The following is a 17,907-nucleotide window of genomic DNA, read 5'->3' on the forward strand; positions in this document are numbered from 1 at the left end:
ACCGCTTCAGGCGGACCGAACGAAAATTGTGAAATGGCGCTCCCGCCCAAAGACGGGAGCAGGCCGGATCAGATCACATAGGCCTTCAGCGGCTCGAAGCCGTTGAAGGCGACGGCCGAGTAGGTCGTCGTGTAGGCACCAGTGCCCTCGATCAGAACCTCGTCGCCGATCGAAAGCGTGATCGGCAGCGGGTACATGTTCTTCTCATAGAGCACGTCAGCCGAATCGCAGGTCGGGCCGGCGAGCACGCAGGGCTCCATGTCATCGGCATCGCGCGCGGTGCGGATCGGGTAACGGATCGCTTCGTCCATGGTTTCGGCGAGACCGCCGAACTTGCCGATGTCGAGGAACACCCAGCGGTGGGCGTCGTTGTCCGACTTCTTCGACACAAGCACGACTTCCGCCTTGATCACGCCGGCATTGCCCACCATGCCGCGACCCGGCTCGATGATCGTTTCCGGGATGTGGTTGCCGAAGTGCTTCTTCAGCGCACCGAAGATCGCCTTGCCGTAGGCTTCCGCCGTCGGGACGTCCTTCAGGTACTTCGTCGGGAAGCCGCCACCCATATTGACCATCTTGAGCTCGATGCCCTGCTTGGCAAGCTGCACGAAGACGCGCTTGGCATCGGCAAGAGCCGCATCCCAGGCATCAAGCTTCGTCATCTGCGAACCGACATGGAACGAGACGCCGTAGGAGGTAAGCCCATGCTGGTGGGCATAGACGAGCACGTCGACGGCCATCTGCGGGACGCAACCGAACTTGCGCGACAGCGGCCATTCGGCGCCTTCGCCATCGGTCAGAACGCGGCAGAACACACGGGCGCCGGGAGCCGCACGGGCGACCTTTTCGACTTCCTCGTGGCTGTCGACCGCAAACAGGTTGACCCCAAGCGCAAAGGCGCGGGCAATGTCGCGCTCTTTCTTGATGGTGTTGCCGTAGGAGATGCGGCTCGGGGTCGCACCGGCATCGAGCGCCATTTCGATTTCAGCGACGGACGCGCAATCGAAGGAGGAGCCGAGACCGGCGAGAAGGCGCAGGATTTCCGGCGCCGGGTTGGCCTTGACGGCATAATAGATCGAGCTGTCGGGCAGCGCGTGGCGGAAGGCCTTGAAATTGTCGCGCACGACGTCGAGGTCGACAACGAGGCACGGGCCTTCCGGTCGTCGGGTGTTGATGAAGTCGATAATGCGTGCAGTGGTCATGGCCATATTCCCCTGATCCAAGATGCCCCGCTTTCGCGGAGGACAAAGGGCATACGCGCACATGCACTGGAACCAGCCGGTGGAGACCCCGGAACCAAGCATGCGCTCGAATGCGCGAACGGTGAATCAAAGCCCGCCTAGGCTTCAATTCGGCTTTGTCTGCCATGGATTGGAGGGGATAACCCAACCGCACTTCCGGCAATGAAGGTGTGCCTCTTCAGTAACCCCGGCTGTTGGAGAGCCGGCAGACACCAGAAAGGCCCGCACCGTCGTTGCTTCAAGATGTCCTCGCATTTCCCGGTTGGCCGGAATAGCGACTGGAGGGGTTAGTTCCAGGTACCTTACCGATACCCTCACCTAATCGAGGGTCGGCGGACACCCACAGGCACGTGCGACTTTGGGCAAGGGCGTAGGTAAGAAAAAAGCCTGTCGTAATCAAGAGTTTTTTCGCAACCGTGGTTGAATTTTTTCCCAAGCGGGCAAAACTGTTGGTGTTCACAAAGACTGAACGATCGGCATCGAATTGATCATCGCAGTAAGATATTGAAAGAATTGATACTTGTTGCGAATGACTATCGTTGCGCCGAGAGCCGGGTTCGGCGACGGTTAAGCAACGGACAACCTGGCGTCGACGTGATTGACGCGGAAAGAAGCGCTCGCCGGCGAATCGATAGGGCGCGATCAAGAGCACGAGAGAAAGACCGCCATGGACACACTCACCCGTATCCGCGCCTTCATCGATGTGGTGGATGCCGAGGGGTTTTCGGCCGCCGCCCGCCGCGTCGGCCGGTCGAAGGCGCTGCTTTCGAAATATGTGCGCGAACTCGAGGACGAGCTTGGTGCGCTGCTGCTGAACCGTACCACCCGGCAGTTCTCGCTGACCGAAGCCGGCCATACCTATTATCGCACCGCGTCGGAAATCCTGAAGGAGATCGACAATCTCGCCGACCTCGTGCGCGCCAACAATTCGGACCTGAAAGGACGGCTGCGCATCACGGTGCCGCGCACCTTCGTCGACGCCGAGATCGGCCAGTCACTTATCGACTTCGGCAAGCAGCACCCGGAACTCTCCCTTGAGATCGTCTCCGACGACCGCTTCGTCGATCTCGTCGAGGAAGGCTTCGACGTCGCCATCCGCATCACCCGGCTGGAAGATTCGACGCTGATCGCCCGCAAGCTCGACGATTTCCAGGTGCTGATCTGTGCGGCCCCGGAGTTCCTGGAAAAGGCCGGCCCGATCGAGCACCCGACGGACCTGTCAAAGGTCCCCTGCATCCTCGACACCAATGGTCGCTCCTACTCCAACTGGCGCTTCGTCGAGCCCGATGGTTCGGCCTTCACCGTTCCCGTCAGCGGTCCGATCGAGGTCAACAGCCCGCTCGCGGCGCTCAGGGCTGCCGTTTCCGGCCTCGGCGTCTCGGTTATCCCGGATTTCATCGCCCGCCCGAAGATCGCGACCGGCGAGCTCGTCACCCTCTTTGACGATTTCCTGCCGCGCGACCGCGGCATCTATGCGATCTACCCGCACCGTCGCTATCTTCCGGCCAAGGTCAGGACCCTCGTCGACTTCCTGCACGCCTGGTTCCGCAAGCCGCGGTGATCGCCCGCCGGGCAGATCAGGCAAGTCCCAATTCCGTCCCATTTCCGGTACATTCCCGGAAACGAATCGAGGGGCCACTGCTCCTTTCGAAAGGATTGCCGTTTCATGAGAATCAAACGCCTCGTCATGGCCGGCCTTGCCACCTTGGCTGCGCCGACCCTAGTCCTTGCCCACCCGCACATCTTCGCGGAGGCGCGGCTGGAGGTGGTTTCCGACGACAAGGGTGAAATCAGCGAGCTCAGGAACGTCTGGCGTTTCGATGAGCTGTTCTCCTCGAGCGTGGTGCTTGACTTCGACAAGAACGCGAATGCCGCACTCGACCCGGACGAGCTGGCGGAAGTCGGCCAGACGGTGCTGGAGTCGCTTTCCGAGTACAACTACTACACGACGATCCTCGACAACGGCAAAACCATCAAGGTCAACAAGCCCGATCACATCACCGTCGACTACAAGGACGGGCAACTGCTGATGATGTTCGCAGTCAAGCCGGCCGAGCCGATGCCGCTCAAGGGCAAGCTCTCCTTCGGCGTCTACGATCCGACCATGTACACCGCGATGGATTTCGCGACCGACGACGACCTGACGGTTGTCGGCGACAAGATCAACGCCTGCGAACACAAGGTCGTCCGGCCGGACCCCGACGAGGTTCTTGCCGAAAACAAGAACACGCTCACCGATGCCTTCTGGAACGACCCGACCGGCACGGACATGTCGAAGCTCTTTGCAACCAGGATCGAGATCACATGCTGAATGCCCGCCGGATCGGACGTCTGGTCACTGCAGCGCTCATCGTCACGGCGCTTTCCGCAACGATTGCAGCAGCTCAGTCTCCGCTCGGCATCGGTACGGCCGAACCGGCATTCAAGACCACCGGCTTGCTTGGCGGCTTCTTCGCCTGGGTCAACATGGAGCAGCAGGGCTTCTACCGGTTGATGACCAACGCGCTGAAGGGCATGCGCGAAAACCCCTGGCAGCTGTGGTCGCTGGTCGGGCTTTCCTTCACCTATGGCGTCCTGCACGCCGCCGGCCCCGGCCACGGCAAGGCGGTCATTTCTTCCTACATGATCGCCAACGAGACCGAGCTGAAACGTGGCGTCATGCTGTCCTTTCTCTCCTCGCTTCTGCAGGGTCTGGTCGCAATCCTCCTGATCGGCGCCGTCTATCTGCTGCTGCGTGGCACCGCCATCAGCATGACGGATGCGACGCGGTCGCTGGAAATCGCAAGCTACGCGCTGATCTCCGCCTTCGGCGGCTGGCTGCTCTTGCGCAAGCTGCGCTCGATGCTGCGCCCGGCGATCGCGCTCGTCCCGGCCGGCAATACGCCAGCGCACGTGCACCTTGCCCATGATGGCCATGACCATCATCACCACGATCACGGTCACCACCATCATGATCATGGGCACGATCACCATCATCACCATGGTCCCGGTGAAGTCTGCGCCAGTTGTGGGCACGCCCATGCTCCTGACCCGTCGATGCTTGGGGGCGATCGCTTCGCGCTGCGCGAGGCCTGGTCGGCCGTCATCGCCGTCGGCCTTCGTCCCTGCTCCGGTGCACTGATCGTGCTCTCCTTCGCGCTTCTGAACGGCCTTTATCTCGGCGGCGTGCTCTCGGTCCTTGCCATGTCGATCGGCACGGCAATCACCGTCTCGATCCTTGCGACCATGGCGGTCACCGCCAAGGGTGTCGCGCTGCGCTACGCCTCAAGCACGACGTCGGCCGCCCGCATCTCGAACGGCATCGAGATCGCCGGCGCACTGCTTGTCCTCATTCTCGGATTGATCCTGCTCGGCGCGGCTCTGCAGAGCTGACGCCCGCGCTTACAGCGCCGCGCGTCTTATCGGACGACCAAATGACGCTGTAACACTTTGAATTGCTGCATGTTTTTGTCCTTTAATCGGCTACGTTAAAGGAACATGCAGTAGGCTCAGAGCCCGCGCTTGCGCTGATAACGCGCCCTCAGCCAGAAGAGCAGGAAGAAGGCGAGCACGAAGATCACGCCGAAGACCGCTGCAAGCCACGGCGAGATATCGCCGAGCTTCAGCATGATCGACGGCAGCACGAAGAAGCCGAGGCCGGCGACGACGAGAATGACAGCTGCGGCGATCGCCGGTGACTTTTCCTTGCTCTGCATTTTTCCTTAACCGTTGTCTTAAGCCGCGGCGCTTTCTGGCTATGACGCCCGGCGCTCCAGTTCCGCGCGGATATCTTCGAGCCGCCGCTTCTGGCGACCATCCGTATCGAAGTTATCAGCTGCGAGCCAGTCTTCGAATGCGGCATTGAGCAGCGGCCATTCGCTGTCGATCATCGAGAACCAGGCGGTGTCGCGGTTGCCGCCCTTGGAGATCATGTGCTGACGAAAGACACCTTCAAAGGTGAAGCCGAGACGCGCCGCCGCCTGGCGGCTGGCGATGTTCTCGCTATGGCATTTCCATTCGTAGCGGCGATAGCCGAGGTCTTCGAAGACATGCTTGGCCATCAGGTGGTGAACCTCGGTCGAAAGCGGCGACCGCGCCATGGCGGCACCATGGGCGACAGCGCCGACTTCGACGACACCATTGGCCGGGTCGGCGCGCATGTAGTTGGCCATGCCGACGACGATGCCCGTCGCCTTGTCGCGGAAGACTTCGGTGACCCAACCGGATTTCTCCTGTGCCGCCGTCAGCCAGGCATCGAAGTCCTCGATCCCCTTGAAGTCCGGCTGCGTGAAATACTTCAGCAGCGGATTGATCGCCATGCCGCCGAGCCCGTCCCAGAGGTCCTGCAGGTGCTGCCCACGCTCGTAAGGTTCGAGCTTGACGAAACGCCCCTCGAGCGCAACGCCCTTTGGCGCTGGGCATCCCTTCCAGTTCTTGAGATCACGCATCGGCCGCTCCCCTAGTTCTTTCCCTACCGGAATAGGCCAGAGCAACGACCGATACAAATTCAAACTGGTGATGGACCCATGAGCTCCTGGACAACTAGGCCCTGGCCGGCACCTTGGCGGCCGATACCGTCGCCTCGATGTGATCGACCAGCGCGTCCGGAAGACCGAGGCGGCCCGCCAAAAGGTCGAGGTAGCCGCGTTCCGCCCGGCTTTCCGGTTCGATCGTCAGACGCGACGCCGTATAGACCTCGACGCGCTCTTCCTCCGTTTTCGCCGCACCAACGATCGCGTCGATATCGACCGGGTTGGCAAGCTCGCTTTCGAGGAAGGCTGCGGCATCCGCCGAAAGGCCCGAGACCGACAACTTGTCCATGATGTGCTGACGTTCGGCCTCGTCGATGTGGCCGTCGGCCCGCGACGCCGCGATCATGGCGCGCACCAGCGTCAGCGCGAAGTCGTGGCTGACGGCTTCCGGTGCGGAGGCGAAGCCGGAATCAGCCGGTGGCGGCAGCAGTTCCGGTTCGCCCTTGGCGACCGTTGCGCCACCCGGGGTCGTGCCGGCCTGGTAGTTCTTGTAGGCCTGGTAGCCAAGACCGGCGATCGCCGCTAGACCACCGAGAACCGCGGCATTGCCGGCCAGCTGGCGACCCGACTTGGTGCCGAGCAGAACCGCGGCGATGGCGCCGGTGGCCAACGGATTGTCCTTGGCAAGCTGCGTCGCCTGGGTCGCGCGATCGCGCACCGTACCGCCGGCACCGGGCACCTGCGACCCCAGAAACTGGTCCAGCAATTTCTTCGCGTCGAACATCGGGTTTCGCTCCTGTCGGTTTGTGTTGTTGGTTCGAGGACGGGTGAGCACCACAAAACGGAGCGCCGCCCGCGCCCGCGCCGTCGAATGGATTGAGACATAGGAACGTTGCAGGGAAAATACAAATTCGCGTCAAAGCAGTAAGCCCAACGCAAAAGGCCGGACTTTCGCCCGGCCCCATTCTTCTTGTCTCGAGAAAGTCGGCTCAGCCCTTGAGCGTAAAGGCTTCCGCCGCAAGCTTGGTGATGCCGGCCCAATCGCCCTTGGCCACGAGTTCCTTCGGCGCGACCCAGGAACCGCCAACGCAAACAACGTTCGGGAGCGACAGATAGTCACGCGCGTTGGAAAGCGAGATACCGCCGGTCGGGCAGAAGAGCGTGCCGGCAAGCGGCGAGGACAACGATTTCAGATAGGCGGCGCCACCGGCCTGTTCGGCCGGGAAGAACTTCATGACCTCGTAGCCTTCCTCGCGCAGGCCCATTACCTCGCTTGCGGTCGCAGCACCCGGCAGGAGCGGCACTTCATGGTCGTTGGCAACATCGATCAGTTCCTGCGTCGTGCCCGGGCTGACGATGAACTTCGAGCCGGCCTCGACGGCTGCTTCGAACTGGGCAGCATTGAGGATCGTGCCCGCGCCGGCAACCGCACCCTCGACTTCGTTGGCAACGGCACGGATCGCTTCGAGAGCCGCCGGCGTGCGCAACGTGATCTCGATCGCCTTCAAGCCGCCGGCGACGAGCGCGCGCGCCAGGGGAACGGCCGTCGTGACATCATCGATCACCAGAACCGGAACGACCGGCGCCAATTTGAGAGTTGAAAGTAGCCTGTCGGATTTCGCGCTCATGCCGATCGTCCTTTTTAAAACGATTGAATATGCCTCCGCATACCCCGCCGGCCCGCACTTGTCGAGACCGAAGGTGTCGGCGCACATCATTGTAATATCAGGCGAGAATAAAATGACATCGACAACAAGCAGATGACTTGAGCCTTCGTACAAATGCGGTAGGTTGAATGTTGTCGAGCCTCAATGTGGTGGATATCCATGGCGAAGGAGATAGAGCGCAAGTTTCTCGTCGCCTCCGATGGTTGGCGTGCGCAAGCCGACAGAGGCACGGATCTTCGGCAAGCCTATATCGTAACGATGAACGACCGCTCTTTGCGGGTGCGCATCCATGGAGACAAATGGGCGCGCGTGACCATCAAGATCGGCAAATCGGCACTCGTCCGGGACGAATACGAGTTTGACATACCGATGGACGACGCTCGCCAGATGCTGACCCAGGCCGTCGGCATCGTCATCGAAAAGCGGCGCTATCGTGTGCCACACAAGGGCTTCACCTGGGAAGTGGACGTCTACGGCGGCGCGCTCAAGGGCCTGGTCGTTGCCGAGGTCGAAATGAAGCGCGAGACCGATAAGCCGGCATTGCCGAGTTGGATTGGGCGCGAGATCACCGGCGATCGCCGCTACTCGAACCAATCCCTTGCGACCGAAGGTCTGTTGGAAAGCCAATCATGACCTACGCCTTCCGTCCCGACCGGGCGTTCACCGACGAATTCCGCACAATCGGGGCCGAGCAGATCGCGCGGGCCGTCAACGTTCTGGAGGACCGCCCCGACGGTCTTCACGAGGCCATTCACGAGGCCCGCAAAAGCTTCAAGCGCCTGCGCTCGCTCTACCGCCTCGTCGCCGTCGATGCGCCTCAGTTCCAGAAGTACGAAAACGCCCGTATTCGCGACATGGCCCGCAACCTCTCGACGGTGCGCGACGCGGCAGCACTGGTGGAAAACGCGCATTACCTGCGAGCATCGGCGGTGAGTGACGAACAGGAAAGGGCCCTGGCAACCATTTGCAGGCGACTGGAGAAACGGCGTGACCGCATCTCCGCGCGCGCGACCGACATCGAAGACCGTGTCGCCGCCACCATCGTCATTTGCGAACAGGCGCTGCAGGCACTGGCACGCGTCTCTTTCGACGATCGCCGTGGCAGGACCGCCGAGAGGCTGACCAAGGGCTGGCGGCAGACGCTCAAACGTGCCGCCCGTGCCAGGCAGGCCTGCGGCACGAGTGCCGAAGCAGGCGCCTTCCACGAGTTGCGCAAGCGAGCGCAGGATTATCGCATGCAGCTCGGCCTGATGCGCGAGGCCTGGCCATCGGCCATGGAGGCCAAGCGCAACGAAACCAAGATGCTGGTCGACACGCTCGGCCATCTGAACGACCTCTCGGTGATGACGCAGCTGATCAACGAGGATCCGGCTCTCGCCGGCAACAGCCAGGAGCAGGCGCACTTGCTCGCCGCCGTCATTGCCCGGCAGCAGACCTTGCGAACCGATGCCTTGAAGCTTGCCGCGTCCGTCTTCCAGGAAGCGCCCGAAGTGGAAAGCCGCACGGTACGGCTGCTCTGGCTCGACGCCGCCCGCTGACCTCCCCGGCAATTCGCGGCGTCAGACAGCTTGCCAACGGCGCGACAGAGCGCGCAAAAAGCCTGCCGCGATTGCGCTTGCAGCGCGAAAGCTGTATTGGCACGGGCCATGACCGACATTTCCACGACCCCGCTCCCTGAGACCCATGGTGAGACGCATGGCCAGTTTCTGGTGGCCGCGCTCTATCATTTCGCACGCTTCAAGCGCTTCGCCGACTTCCGCGAACCGCTGCAGACCGTCTGCGACGAGAACGGCGTGAAGGGTACGCTGCTGCTTGCCCATGAAGGCATCAACGGCACGATCGCCGGCACCGATCACGGCATCGCCACGGTGCTTGCCTTCCTGCGGGCGCAGCCGGAACTTGGGGCGTTGGAGCACAAGGAGAGCCGTGCATCCTCCATGCCGTTCCTGCGCATGAAGGTGCGGCTCAAAAAGGAAATCGTCACCATGGGCGTCGAAAACATCGACCCCAACAGGATCGTCGGCACCTATGTCGAGCCGAAGGACTGGAACGCGCTGATTTCCGATCCCGACACGATCGTGATTGATACGCGCAACGACTACGAAACCGCGATCGGCATCTTCAAGGGCGCGGTCGATCCGCAGACCAAGACCTTCCGCGAGTTCCCGGACTGGGTGCGCAACCACACCGGCCTGCACAACAAGCCGAAGATCGCCATGTACTGCACCGGCGGCATCCGCTGCGAGAAGGCGACGGCCTTCATGAAGGAGCAGGGGTTCGACGAGGTCTTCCACCTCAAGGGCGGTATCCTGAAATACCTCGAGGAAGTGCCGCAGGAGGAGAGCCTCTGGGAAGGCGCCTGCTTCGTCTTCGACGATCGCGTCTCGGTCACCCACGGCCTCGCAGAGGGCGAGCACACGCTCTGCCACGCCTGCCGTCAGCCATTGACCCCGGCCGATCTGCTCTCGCCGCACCACGAGGACGGCGTCTCCTGCATCCATTGCCACGAGGTCCGCACCGACGAGGACCGCGAGCGCTACCGCCAGCGCCAGAAGCAGATCGACCTTGCCAAGAAGCGCGGCGAACGCCACCTCGGCAGCTGAACAAGTTTCGACGGATTCGCCCACATCCGCCCGGTGAGGCCCCCTCATCCGCCTGCCGGCACCTTCTCCCCGCAAGCGGGGCGAAGGAGGTTCGTGGCACCGCTTCGCCTCATCCGTACCCTCCGCTTTCCCGCTGACCGCGGCTCCATCAGCAACACCGGCGACTTTGGGCACGTCCCCTCGCCCCGCTTGCGGGGAGAGGGCCAGTCCTCGGGCTAAACCCGAGGAGAGGGGCAATTCCGATCGCGATTGCGCGCCACAAACGATCTACCCCGGCAACGCCTCGCACTCCTCGAGCACCAGTGCGCTGCGGTCCCACGCATGCCGGCTGCGGGTGAAGATCGCATCGGTCGGCTGGAACGCCGAGGGGTCGTCGAGCGTGCCGGCATAGATCGACACGCGTGGATCCCCCGGCGGACCGGAGCCGTAGACCTGGCTGCCGCAGGTTTCGCAAAAATAGCGGATCGTCGGGTTGCCGTTTTCGGCGCGCTTCTCGAAGGCGCGGAACGTGCCCGATATCGCCACGTCGGCCCGATCGAAGATCATGTAGCAGCAATGGCCGGTTCCGGTCGCGCGCTGACAGTCGCGGCAATGGCAAAAACCGGAATAGAGAGATTGCCCCTTCGCCTCGTAGCGGACTGCGCCGCAGAGGCAGCCGCCTTTCATGACACCCATGGTTCGTCCTCCTCGAAGCGTCGGGAGGATAGCTGCGCGCAACGCGCGGTCAAAGAAAAACCGCGCGCCGGGATTGCGGCGCGCGGTTCGTGTTCTCTCGGGTAGAGAAGCTTACCAGCTGGGGATCAGCGCGCCCTTGAAGGTGTCGTTGATGAACGTCTTCACCTTTTCGTCGTGGTAGGACTCGACCAGGGTCTTCACCCACGGTGCGTCCTTGTCGGCCTTGCGCACGGCAATGACGTTGGCATAGGGCGACTTCTCGCCTTCGATCGCAATCGCGTCCTTCTTCGGATGCAGGCCGGCTTCCATCGCGTAGTTGGTGTTGATGACGGCGGCATCGACATCCTGCAGCGAGCGTGGCAGCTGGGCGGCGTCAAGCTCGGCAAAGGTGATGTTCTTCGGGTTCTCGGTGATGTCGGCGGGCGTCACCTTCAGGCCGGCTTCTTCCTTGACCTTGATCAGACCCTTGGAGGCGAGAACGAGCAGCGCGCGGCCGCCATTGGTCGGGTCGTTCGGGATTGCGATCGTCGCGCCGTCCTGGAGCTCGTCGAGGCTCTTCACCTTCTGCGAATAGACACCCATCGGCGTGGTGATGGTGGTGCCGACGCTGACAATTTCGAAGCCACGATCGGCGATCTGGTTGTCGAGATAGGGCTGGTGCTGGAACGAGTTGGCGTTGAGGTCGCCGTCAGCGAGCGCCTGGTTCGGAACGACGTAGTCGGAGAACTCGAGGATCTCGATGTCGAGGCCCTTGGCAGCGGCGATTTCCTTCACCTGCTCCATGATCTGGGCATGTTCGCCCGGCGTGACGCCGACCTTGATGGTTTCGGCGAGCGCCGTGCCGGCGGTAAGAGCGGCAATCGCCGCCGCGATGATGAACTTCTTCATGGATGTCTCCTTGTTCACGTTCAAGTCTTGGGAGGAAATCAGGTCTTGCGGTTCTTCTTGTCGAAGCGCCGCGCCAGCCCGTCGCCGGCGCTCTGGACGAGCTGCACCAGCACGATCAGCACGATGACGACGACGAGCATCACGTCGGGCATGAAGCGCTGGTAGCCGTAGCGGATGCCGAGGTCGCCGAGCCCGCCGCCACCGACGGCGCCGACCATCGCCGAGTAACCAATCAGGCTGACGGCGGTCATGGTGAGCGCCAGCGTCAGCGCTGGCCGCGCTTCGGCAAGCAGCACCTTGAAGACGATCTGCATCGGGGTCGCGCCCATGGCACGCGCCGCTTCGATCAGGCCCTTGTCGATCTCGCGGATCGCCGCCTCGACCAGGCGGGCGACGAAGGGAATGGTCGCGATCGTCAGCGGCACGATCGCCGCCTTGGTGCCGATGGAGGTGCCGGTCAGGAGCCGGGTGAAGGGAATGATGGCGACGACCAGGATGATGAACGGCGTCGAGCGCGTGGCATTGACGATCAGCCCGACGATGCGGTTGATCGTCGGCGCCGGGAAGAGTTCACCCTTGCCGCTGGTCGCAAGGAAGATGCCGATCGGCAGCCCGATCAGCGAGCCGATCAGGCCGGCAATCGCGACCATGTAGATGGTGTCGACGGTGGCGCCAGCGATGCGCAGGAGAATATCAGGCGACATAACCGAGCACCTCCGTGACCAATCCGTTTTCGGTAAAGAAGCGTTCGGCGCGGGCGGAGGTCTCCGCGTCCGCGCCATGGGCGACGACCAGCGAGCCATAGGGCGCGCCACCGATCTCGTCGATCGTGCCGGCGATGATGTTGACCTCGGCGCCAACAGACTTGATCAACTGCGAGATCAACGGCTTTTCGGCCGCCGCACCAAAGAATGTGAGCCGCACCACGGCGCGATCGCCAGCGGCCGGCTGGGCTTTCAGCGCCCGCTGCACCGCGTCGGGAAGCTTCGAACCAGGCAGACCCGAGAGCAGCGCCCGCGTCGTCTCGTGCTTGGGATGGGTGAAGACATCGAAGGTGTGACCGCGCTCGACGATGCGGCCATGGTCGATGACGGCCACATCGGATGTCACCGCCTTCACCACTTCCATCTCGTGGGTGATGAGCAGCACGGTTAGACCGAGATCGGCATTGATGCGCTTCAGGAGTTCGAGGATCGACTGGGTCGTTTCCGGATCCAGCGCCGATGTCGCCTCATCGGAAAGCAGGAGCTTCGGCTCGGTCGCAAGCGCCCGGGCGATGCCGATGCGCTGTTTCTGGCCACCGGACAGTTCGGCCGGATAGCGGGCGTGCTTGTCGGCAAGTCCGACGAGATCGAGCAGCGGCCGGACGCGCTGTTCGATGGCGCGCTTGTCCATGCCTGCGATTTCGAGCGGCAGCGCGACGTTGCCAAACACGGTGCGCGACGAAAGCAGGTTGAAGTGCTGGAAGATCATGCCGACGTTGCGACGCAATCCGCGCAGCGCCGCCTCGTCGAGCGCGCCGACGTCGACGCCGTCGACCAGAACCTTGCCGCCCGACGGCTTTTCCAGCCCGTTGACGAGCCGTATCAGCGTCGACTTGCCGGCGCCGGAGCGGCCGATGATGCCGGTGATCGAGCCACGGTCGACGGTCAGCGAGACAGTGTCGAGCGCGGTGAAGGCGCCGCTGTTGCCGGAGGCGGGAAAATGCTTGGAAACGCCGTCGAAGACGACGGCGGCGTCAGCGGGTGGCGGGGCGCTTTGGGCAGAAACGCTCATCGTTCGGAGACCCCCGAAAGAGGCGCGGTCGAAATGTGCGGGTACATAGGTGCTCTCGGATGTTCAAAACTCATGATCCCGGGAAGGCCGGGATGGAAGGCGCGTCTGGTCAGGCCGACATTCGACAACGCATTCGGAACAGGGAGCACTTCTCTAACATCAAGCAACCAGTCAGTTCAACTTTGGCGACGCATGGCCCGCATGCGACATAATCTACGGCTCTTATGGAGAATTGCCGTGGGGTTTCACAGGCATGAAATTCCGGAATAACCTTGAGAGCAGCAAAACCATGCTCTTTTGCGGTGCTCTTGCCCGAGAAGTGCCACATCGCCACTCCACCACCTTGGATATCCTCATCCGGACGGACTGCACGCGCAGACGTTTCATGCTACCGGGCAAGGATCACGTAACGAGGTAGGAAATGCGCATCGTCTTGACCGGAAGCTCGGGCCGCATCGGCCGGGCGATCTACAACGCGCTCGCTACGGACCATGATGTGGTCGGTATTGATCGCACGCCGTTCGGCACCACGACCATTGTCGGCGATCTCGTCGATGGTGAATTGCTGGAGCGGGCGATGGAGGGTGCAGATGCGGTCATTCACACGGCCGCGCTGCATGCGCCGCATGTCGATGCGGTGACTGACGAGGAGTTCGAACGCATCAACGTGATGGGCACGCATCTGGTGATTGCCGCCGCACAGGCCGCCGGCGTCGGCCGCATCGTCTTTACCAGCACGACGGCGCTTTACGGCCATGCGGTCACGGACGGAGGCTGCGCCTGGATCACCGAGGACACACCACCAAAGCCGCACACGATCTACCACCACACCAAGCTTGCGGGTGAAGCGCTGCTCGAGAACGCTGCGGATCGCGCGCTCCACGTGCGGGTGCTGCGCATGTCGCGCTCATTCCCGGAATCCGCCGACCGCGTTGCCGGCTACCGGCTGCATCGCGGCATCGATGCACGTGATGTCGCAGCCGCCCATGTGGCGGCGCTCGAGAATGGCGGCCCCGCCTTCCAGCGCTACATCATCTCAGGCGAAACGCCTTTCCTTCCGACTGACTGCCGTCGTCTGGCGGAAGACGCCGCTGGGCTTTTGCGCGAGCGTGCGCCAAAACTGAGCCAAGCCTTTGCCGAACGCGACTGGGCGCTGCCGGCGACCATCGACCGGGTCTATGATCCGAGCGCTGCCATCGAAAAGCTCGACTGGAAGCCGCGCTACGGCTTCAAGGAGGTGCTGGCACAGGTCGACCGACAGAGCCTGGAAGTCCTGCCGGTCCGTCGATGATCCAGGAGTGAAGCTGCTCCGGGAGAACCGCATCGGCCCTCCCGTCGCCGCGCCAATCGCGGGCGGATCAAGCCGCCCGCGCAATCTTCAGCCGTGGTTGCCCTTCGGGAACTCTTCGGCGAGCGCCTTGTACCACTTGCCGCTCTTCTTGATCGTGCGGACTTGAGTGTCGTAGTCGACATGCACGATGCCGAAGCGCATCTTGTAGCCCTCGGCCCACTCGAAATTGTCCATCAGGCTCCAGGCGAAATAGCCACGCATCGGATAGCCCTCGGAAATCAGATCCGCCGTCACCGACAGATGATCGGCGATGTAGTCGAGCCGCGGCTGGTCGTCGACGATGCCGTTCTCGACGCCCATGTTGTAGCAGGCGCCGTTTTCGGTGATGTAGCAGTCCGGCAGTTCGTATCTGGCGTTGAGCGTCTTGACCAGCGCGCCGAGCGCCGGTGCGTAGACTTCCCAGCCGATGTCCGTCTTCACTTCGCTCACCGGCTTGGCGTTGACCGTCGCCGGGTATTCCGCGCCCTTGGTCGGATCGGCGCTGACCCGCATCGGGGTGTAGTAGTTGAGGCCCCACCAGTCGAGCGCACGGGAGATCGTCTCCATGTCGCCGTCTTCGATTGCGGGCATGCGCTTTCCGAGCACGCTCATGAAGCTCTCGGGATATTCACCCTTAAAGATCGGGCCGAAGAAGACACCATTGTGGAAGTCGAAGGCCCGATCGGCCGCCGCCTTGTCCGCCTTGCTGTCGCTGCCGGGATAGACCGAATGCGCATTGATGACGATGCCGGTGGGCAGGTTCGGCCGCTCGGACCGGATGGCGTCGACGCCGAGGCCGTGCGCCAGATTGGTGAAATGCAGCGCATGGAGAGCGGCGTCCATGTTGCGTTCGCCGGGCGCATGGATGCCGTAGAGGTGACTGAGCCAGACCGAGCACCAGGGCTCGTTGAAGGTCGCAACCGCATCCAGCCGGTCGCCGAGGCGGGCAATCACCGTCTTGGCATAACGCTGGAAAGCGTAGGCGGTCGTGCGCGCCGTCCAGCCGCCATCGCCCATCAGCGCCAGCGGCAGGTCCCAGTGGTAGAGCGTGGCATAGGCCTTGATGCCGCGGGCCTTCAGCCCGTCGACGAGGCGATCGTAGAAGTCGAGCCCTTTCTCATTGATCGGCCCGGTGCCCTCAGGGATGATGCGCGGCCAGGCGATCGAGAAGCGATAAGCATCGACGCCGAGGCTCTTGATCAGGTCGAGATCTTCGTCCAGCCGATTGTAGTGGTCGCAGGCGACATCGCCGTTGTGGCGTCCGAAGGCCCGGCCCGGCATGTTGGAGAAGGCGTCCCAGATCGACGGCTTACGCCCGTCGGCCTTGGTGGCACCTTCGATCTGGAAGGAGGCGGTCGCCACCCCGAATACGAAATCGCCCGGGAATCGCTCAGCGAGGATCTTGGGATCGGTCATCTCTTTGTCTCGTCTCGTTCCGGCCCCGTCGTCGACGGGACCTCGTTGTTTTCTCGTTTTCTGAGGCCGACCTAAAGCGGTGCCTGCAGATGTCAACTCGCGAAAAAGGGCGGGGATACCCGCCCTTCGGCCCGATCGAGGCGTCGCTTACACCTTTACCCACGCACCATTTCGTTTGGATGACTGGACGCAGGCGTCGACGAAGACCATGCCCTTCATGCCGTCGTCGATAGTCGGATAGGTGACGGCAGGATCGACCTTTTCGCCCTTGCGCTTGGCAAAGATCGCACGTGCCGCTTCGGTGTAGATGTTGGCGAAGCCTTCGAGATAGCCTTCCGGATGGCCCGAAGGCACGCGGCTGACGCGATTGGCGGCAGCGCCGGCGCCCGCGCCCGCCCGGGTCAACAGCCGCTTCGGCTCGCCGAACGGCGTGTACCAGAGATAGTTCGGATCCTTCTGCGTCCATTCGAGCCCGCCCTTGGTGCCGTAGACGCGCACCATCAGGCCGTTCTCGTGACCGGGCGCAACCTGGCTGCACCAGAGCAGCCCCTTGGCGCGTTCGCCGTCCTTTTGTCTGAAACGCATCATCACGTGGGCGTTGTCGTCGAGCTGGCGGCCCGGAACGAAGCTGTCGAGATCGGCCGAGAGCTCCTCCAGCTCGAGACCGGAAACGAAGGCGCCGAGGTTATAGGCATGCGTGCCGATGTCGCCGGTCGAACCACCGGCGCCCGATCGCGCCGGATCGGTGCGCCAGGCCGCCTGCTTCTGGCCGGACTGCTCGATATTCTCGGTCAGCCAGTCCTGCGGATACTCCATCTGCACCAGGCGAATAGCGCCGAGCTCGCCATTTTGGACCATCTCGCGCGCCTGGCGCACCATCGGATAGCCGGTGTAGTTGTGCGTCAGAACGAACAGCGCATCGCTCTCGTCGGCCGCCTTCTTCAGCTTCTTGGCATCGCCAAGCGTCGAGGTCAGCGGCTTGTCGCAAATCACGTGGATGCCCCGCTTCAGGAATTCCTTGGCTGCCGCGTAGTGCACGTGGTTCGGCGTGACGATCGCAACCGCCTCGATGCCGTCCTTCAGCTTGGCCTCGCGGATCGCCATCTGCTTGAAATCGGAATAGACCCGCGACGGGTCGAGCCCGAGTTCGCGGCCCGAGCTTTCCGCCTTTTCCGGCGTCGACGACAGCGCACCGGCCACCAGTTCAAAATGATCGTCGAGCCGTGCGGCGATGCGGTGCACCGCGCCGATAAACGCGCCTGAACCGCCGCCCACCATGCCGAGCCGAATGCGGCGCTCGCGCTTCTCGCTCGTTCCTTCGATTGCCATTGTCTTCTCCCCTGTTTCCGTTCGTGTCGTGTTGTTATCGCGGCTTTCGCCCTTCGCCCCCGCAGCGAGGGCTGCCCCCTCATCCGCCTGCCGGCACCTTCTCCACGCACGCGGGGAGAAGGGTACCGCCGCACCCGCTCGCCAGGCCCAAGCAACTCTGTTAGAGCGCTACAGGTGCAACCGCAGCCACGGTCCGCGTCCCCTCTCCCCACCTGCGGGGAGAGGGTTAGTCCTCGGGTTTAACCGAGGAGAGGGACGAACGCCCCCTCAAATCCCCAGCATCCGCCGGTTGGCCGCCTCATCAGTTCCGCCCCCGGCGAAATCGTCAAACGCCTTTTCTGTGACGCGGATGATGTGGTGCTTGACGAAATCCGCCCCTTCGCGCGCGCCATCCTCCGGATGTTTCAGCGCGCATTCCCATTCGACCACCGCCCAGCCGGAAAAGTCATTGGCCGCCATCTTCGAGAACACCGCGCCGAAATCCACCTGGCCGTCACCAAGCGAGCGGAACCGCCCTGCCCGGTTCACCCA

Annotated in this window: 19 protein-coding genes; 7 read left to right on the forward strand and 12 right to left on the reverse strand. The window is 62.8% G+C overall.

What is annotated here, in order from left to right:
- Window positions 1-68: 68 nt before the first annotated feature.
- Window positions 69-1,208, reverse strand: coding sequence for an ornithine/lysine decarboxylase (gene odc2, locus MKZ91_RS25515; RefSeq protein ID WP_336173837.1), 1,140 nt, complete (start codon window positions 1,206-1,208; stop codon window positions 69-71).
- 700 nt (window positions 1,209-1,908) lie between these two features.
- On the opposite strand from odc2, the gene MKZ91_RS25520 reads away from it, so the two are divergent.
- The 3 genes from MKZ91_RS25520 (at window position 1,909) to MKZ91_RS25530 (ending at window position 4,613) form a co-directional block, all read left to right on the forward strand.
- Window positions 1,909-2,802, forward strand: coding sequence for a LysR family transcriptional regulator (locus MKZ91_RS25520; protein WP_336173838.1), 894 nt, complete (start codon window positions 1,909-1,911; stop codon window positions 2,800-2,802).
- A gap of 105 nt (window positions 2,803-2,907) precedes the next feature.
- On the forward strand, window positions 2,908-3,552 hold the full coding sequence (locus tag MKZ91_RS25525) for a DUF1007 family protein (RefSeq protein ID WP_336173839.1): 645 nt from the start codon (window positions 2,908-2,910) through the stop codon (window positions 3,550-3,552).
- A complete protein-coding gene (locus MKZ91_RS25530) occupies window positions 3,546-4,613 on the forward strand; it encodes a nickel/cobalt transporter (RefSeq protein WP_336173840.1) in 1,068 nt (355 codons plus the stop codon). The genes MKZ91_RS25525 and MKZ91_RS25530 overlap by 7 nt, the downstream gene beginning before the upstream one ends.
- Window positions 4,614-4,729: 116 nt before the next feature.
- On the opposite strand, the gene MKZ91_RS25535 is transcribed toward MKZ91_RS25530, so the two are convergent.
- The 4 genes from MKZ91_RS25535 to MKZ91_RS25550 all read right to left on the reverse strand — a co-directional run bounded on the left by MKZ91_RS25535 (window position 4,730) and on the right by MKZ91_RS25550 (window position 7,320).
- On the reverse strand, window positions 4,730-4,936 hold the full coding sequence (locus MKZ91_RS25535) for a hypothetical protein (RefSeq protein WP_336173841.1): 207 nt from the start codon (window positions 4,934-4,936) through the stop codon (window positions 4,730-4,732).
- A gap of 39 nt (window positions 4,937-4,975) precedes the next feature.
- Window positions 4,976-5,668, reverse strand: coding sequence for a GNAT family N-acetyltransferase (locus MKZ91_RS25540; protein ID WP_336173842.1), 693 nt, complete (start codon window positions 5,666-5,668; stop codon window positions 4,976-4,978).
- A 94-nt stretch (window positions 5,669-5,762) separates the two neighbouring features.
- Complete coding sequence (locus tag MKZ91_RS25545) at window positions 5,763-6,476, reverse strand: tellurite resistance TerB family protein (RefSeq protein ID WP_336173843.1); 714 nt, start codon at window positions 6,474-6,476, stop codon at window positions 5,763-5,765.
- Between the two features lie 205 nt (window positions 6,477-6,681).
- Window positions 6,682-7,320 carry a 2-dehydro-3-deoxy-phosphogluconate aldolase gene (locus tag MKZ91_RS25550; protein WP_336173844.1) on the reverse strand — a complete coding sequence of 213 codons (639 nt, stop codon included), beginning with the start codon at window positions 7,318-7,320 and terminating at the stop codon, window positions 6,682-6,684.
- Window positions 7,321-7,518: 198 nt separating this feature from the next.
- Here MKZ91_RS25550 and MKZ91_RS25555 point away from each other — a divergent pair, with 198 nt between their 5' ends.
- The 3 genes from MKZ91_RS25555 to trhO all read left to right on the forward strand — a co-directional run bounded on the left by MKZ91_RS25555 (window position 7,519) and on the right by trhO (window position 9,962).
- The gene (locus MKZ91_RS25555) at window positions 7,519-7,992 is read left to right on the forward strand and encodes a CYTH domain-containing protein (protein WP_336173845.1); all 474 of its coding nucleotides are present in this window, start codon (window positions 7,519-7,521) and stop codon (window positions 7,990-7,992) included.
- Complete coding sequence (locus MKZ91_RS25560) at window positions 7,989-8,897, forward strand: CHAD domain-containing protein (protein ID WP_336173846.1); 909 nt, start codon at window positions 7,989-7,991, stop codon at window positions 8,895-8,897. The genes MKZ91_RS25555 and MKZ91_RS25560 overlap by 4 nt, the downstream gene beginning before the upstream one ends.
- 108 nt (window positions 8,898-9,005) lie before the next feature.
- Window positions 9,006-9,962, forward strand: coding sequence for an oxygen-dependent tRNA uridine(34) hydroxylase TrhO (gene trhO, locus MKZ91_RS25565; protein WP_336173847.1), 957 nt, complete (start codon window positions 9,006-9,008; stop codon window positions 9,960-9,962).
- A 267-nt stretch (window positions 9,963-10,229) separates the two neighbouring features.
- Here trhO and MKZ91_RS25570 read toward each other — a convergent pair whose 3' ends face one another.
- The 4 genes from MKZ91_RS25570 to MKZ91_RS25585 form a co-directional block, all read right to left on the reverse strand.
- Entirely contained in the window at window positions 10,230-10,637 is a 408-nt protein-coding gene (locus tag MKZ91_RS25570; protein ID WP_336173848.1) for a GFA family protein, read from the reverse strand.
- 111 nt (window positions 10,638-10,748) lie between these two features.
- The gene (locus tag MKZ91_RS25575) at window positions 10,749-11,525 is read right to left on the reverse strand and encodes a MetQ/NlpA family ABC transporter substrate-binding protein (protein WP_336173849.1); all 777 of its coding nucleotides are present in this window, start codon (window positions 11,523-11,525) and stop codon (window positions 10,749-10,751) included.
- A gap of 38 nt (window positions 11,526-11,563) precedes the next feature.
- A complete protein-coding gene (locus MKZ91_RS25580) occupies window positions 11,564-12,229 on the reverse strand; it encodes a methionine ABC transporter permease (RefSeq protein WP_327494853.1) in 666 nt (221 codons plus the stop codon).
- Window positions 12,219-13,301: a methionine ABC transporter ATP-binding protein gene (locus MKZ91_RS25585; RefSeq protein WP_336173850.1), complete on the reverse strand. Its 1,083-nt coding sequence runs from the start codon at window positions 13,299-13,301 to the stop codon at window positions 12,219-12,221. The genes MKZ91_RS25580 and MKZ91_RS25585 overlap by 11 nt, the downstream gene beginning before the upstream one ends.
- A gap of 421 nt (window positions 13,302-13,722) precedes the next feature.
- Between MKZ91_RS25585 and MKZ91_RS25590 the strand changes: the two genes are divergently transcribed.
- Complete coding sequence (locus MKZ91_RS25590) at window positions 13,723-14,592, forward strand: NAD-dependent epimerase/dehydratase family protein (protein WP_336173851.1); 870 nt, start codon at window positions 13,723-13,725, stop codon at window positions 14,590-14,592.
- 87 nt (window positions 14,593-14,679) lie between these two features.
- Here the strand turns inward: MKZ91_RS25590 and MKZ91_RS25595 are convergent, their stop codons facing one another.
- The 3 genes from MKZ91_RS25595 to MKZ91_RS25605 all read right to left on the reverse strand — a co-directional run.
- Complete coding sequence (locus tag MKZ91_RS25595; RefSeq protein WP_336173852.1) at window positions 14,680-16,047, reverse strand: GH1 family beta-glucosidase; 1,368 nt, start codon at window positions 16,045-16,047, stop codon at window positions 14,680-14,682.
- A 147-nt stretch (window positions 16,048-16,194) separates the two neighbouring features.
- On the reverse strand, window positions 16,195-17,376 hold the full coding sequence (locus MKZ91_RS25600; protein WP_336173853.1) for a Gfo/Idh/MocA family protein: 1,182 nt from the start codon (window positions 17,374-17,376) through the stop codon (window positions 16,195-16,197).
- 267 nt (window positions 17,377-17,643) lie between these two features.
- The coding region (locus MKZ91_RS25605) for a sugar phosphate isomerase/epimerase family protein (protein ID WP_336173854.1) at window positions 17,644-17,907 on the reverse strand (264 nt) is incomplete at its 5' end.

It is taken from the genome of Ensifer sp. MJa1, assembly GCF_037026475.1.
Classification (GTDB): Bacteria; Pseudomonadota; Alphaproteobacteria; order Rhizobiales; family Rhizobiaceae; genus Ensifer.

Bases quoted from the DNA above. Each gene is read 5' to 3' on its own strand.
- odc2 (WP_336173837.1), bottom strand. From the start codon at position 1,208: ATGGCCATGACCACTGCACGCATTATCGACTTCATCAACACCCGACGA.
- MKZ91_RS25520 (WP_336173838.1), top strand. From the start codon at position 1,909: ATGGACACACTCACCCGTATCCGCGCCTTCATCGATGTGGTGGATGCC.
- MKZ91_RS25525 (WP_336173839.1), top strand. From the start codon at position 2,908: ATGAGAATCAAACGCCTCGTCATGGCCGGCCTTGCCACCTTGGCTGCG.
- MKZ91_RS25530 (WP_336173840.1), top strand. From the start codon at position 3,546: ATGCTGAATGCCCGCCGGATCGGACGTCTGGTCACTGCAGCGCTCATC.
- MKZ91_RS25535 (WP_336173841.1), bottom strand. From the start codon at position 4,936: ATGCAGAGCAAGGAAAAGTCACCGGCGATCGCCGCAGCTGTCATTCTC.
- MKZ91_RS25540 (WP_336173842.1), bottom strand. From the start codon at position 5,668: ATGCGTGATCTCAAGAACTGGAAGGGATGCCCAGCGCCAAAGGGCGTT.
- MKZ91_RS25545 (WP_336173843.1), bottom strand. From the start codon at position 6,476: ATGTTCGACGCGAAGAAATTGCTGGACCAGTTTCTGGGGTCGCAGGTG.
- MKZ91_RS25550 (WP_336173844.1), bottom strand. From the start codon at position 7,320: ATGAGCGCGAAATCCGACAGGCTACTTTCAACTCTCAAATTGGCGCCG.
- MKZ91_RS25555 (WP_336173845.1), top strand. From the start codon at position 7,519: ATGGCGAAGGAGATAGAGCGCAAGTTTCTCGTCGCCTCCGATGGTTGG.
- MKZ91_RS25560 (WP_336173846.1), top strand. From the start codon at position 7,989: ATGACCTACGCCTTCCGTCCCGACCGGGCGTTCACCGACGAATTCCGC.
- trhO (WP_336173847.1), top strand. From the start codon at position 9,006: ATGACCGACATTTCCACGACCCCGCTCCCTGAGACCCATGGTGAGACG.
- MKZ91_RS25570 (WP_336173848.1), bottom strand. From the start codon at position 10,637: ATGGGTGTCATGAAAGGCGGCTGCCTCTGCGGCGCAGTCCGCTACGAG.
- MKZ91_RS25575 (WP_336173849.1), bottom strand. From the start codon at position 11,525: ATGAAGAAGTTCATCATCGCGGCGGCGATTGCCGCTCTTACCGCCGGC.
- MKZ91_RS25580 (WP_327494853.1), bottom strand. From the start codon at position 12,229: ATGTCGCCTGATATTCTCCTGCGCATCGCTGGCGCCACCGTCGACACC.
- MKZ91_RS25585 (WP_336173850.1), bottom strand. From the start codon at position 13,301: ATGAGCGTTTCTGCCCAAAGCGCCCCGCCACCCGCTGACGCCGCCGTC.
- MKZ91_RS25590 (WP_336173851.1), top strand. From the start codon at position 13,723: ATGCGCATCGTCTTGACCGGAAGCTCGGGCCGCATCGGCCGGGCGATC.
- MKZ91_RS25595 (WP_336173852.1), bottom strand. From the start codon at position 16,047: ATGACCGATCCCAAGATCCTCGCTGAGCGATTCCCGGGCGATTTCGTA.
- MKZ91_RS25600 (WP_336173853.1), bottom strand. From the start codon at position 17,376: ATGGCAATCGAAGGAACGAGCGAGAAGCGCGAGCGCCGCATTCGGCTC.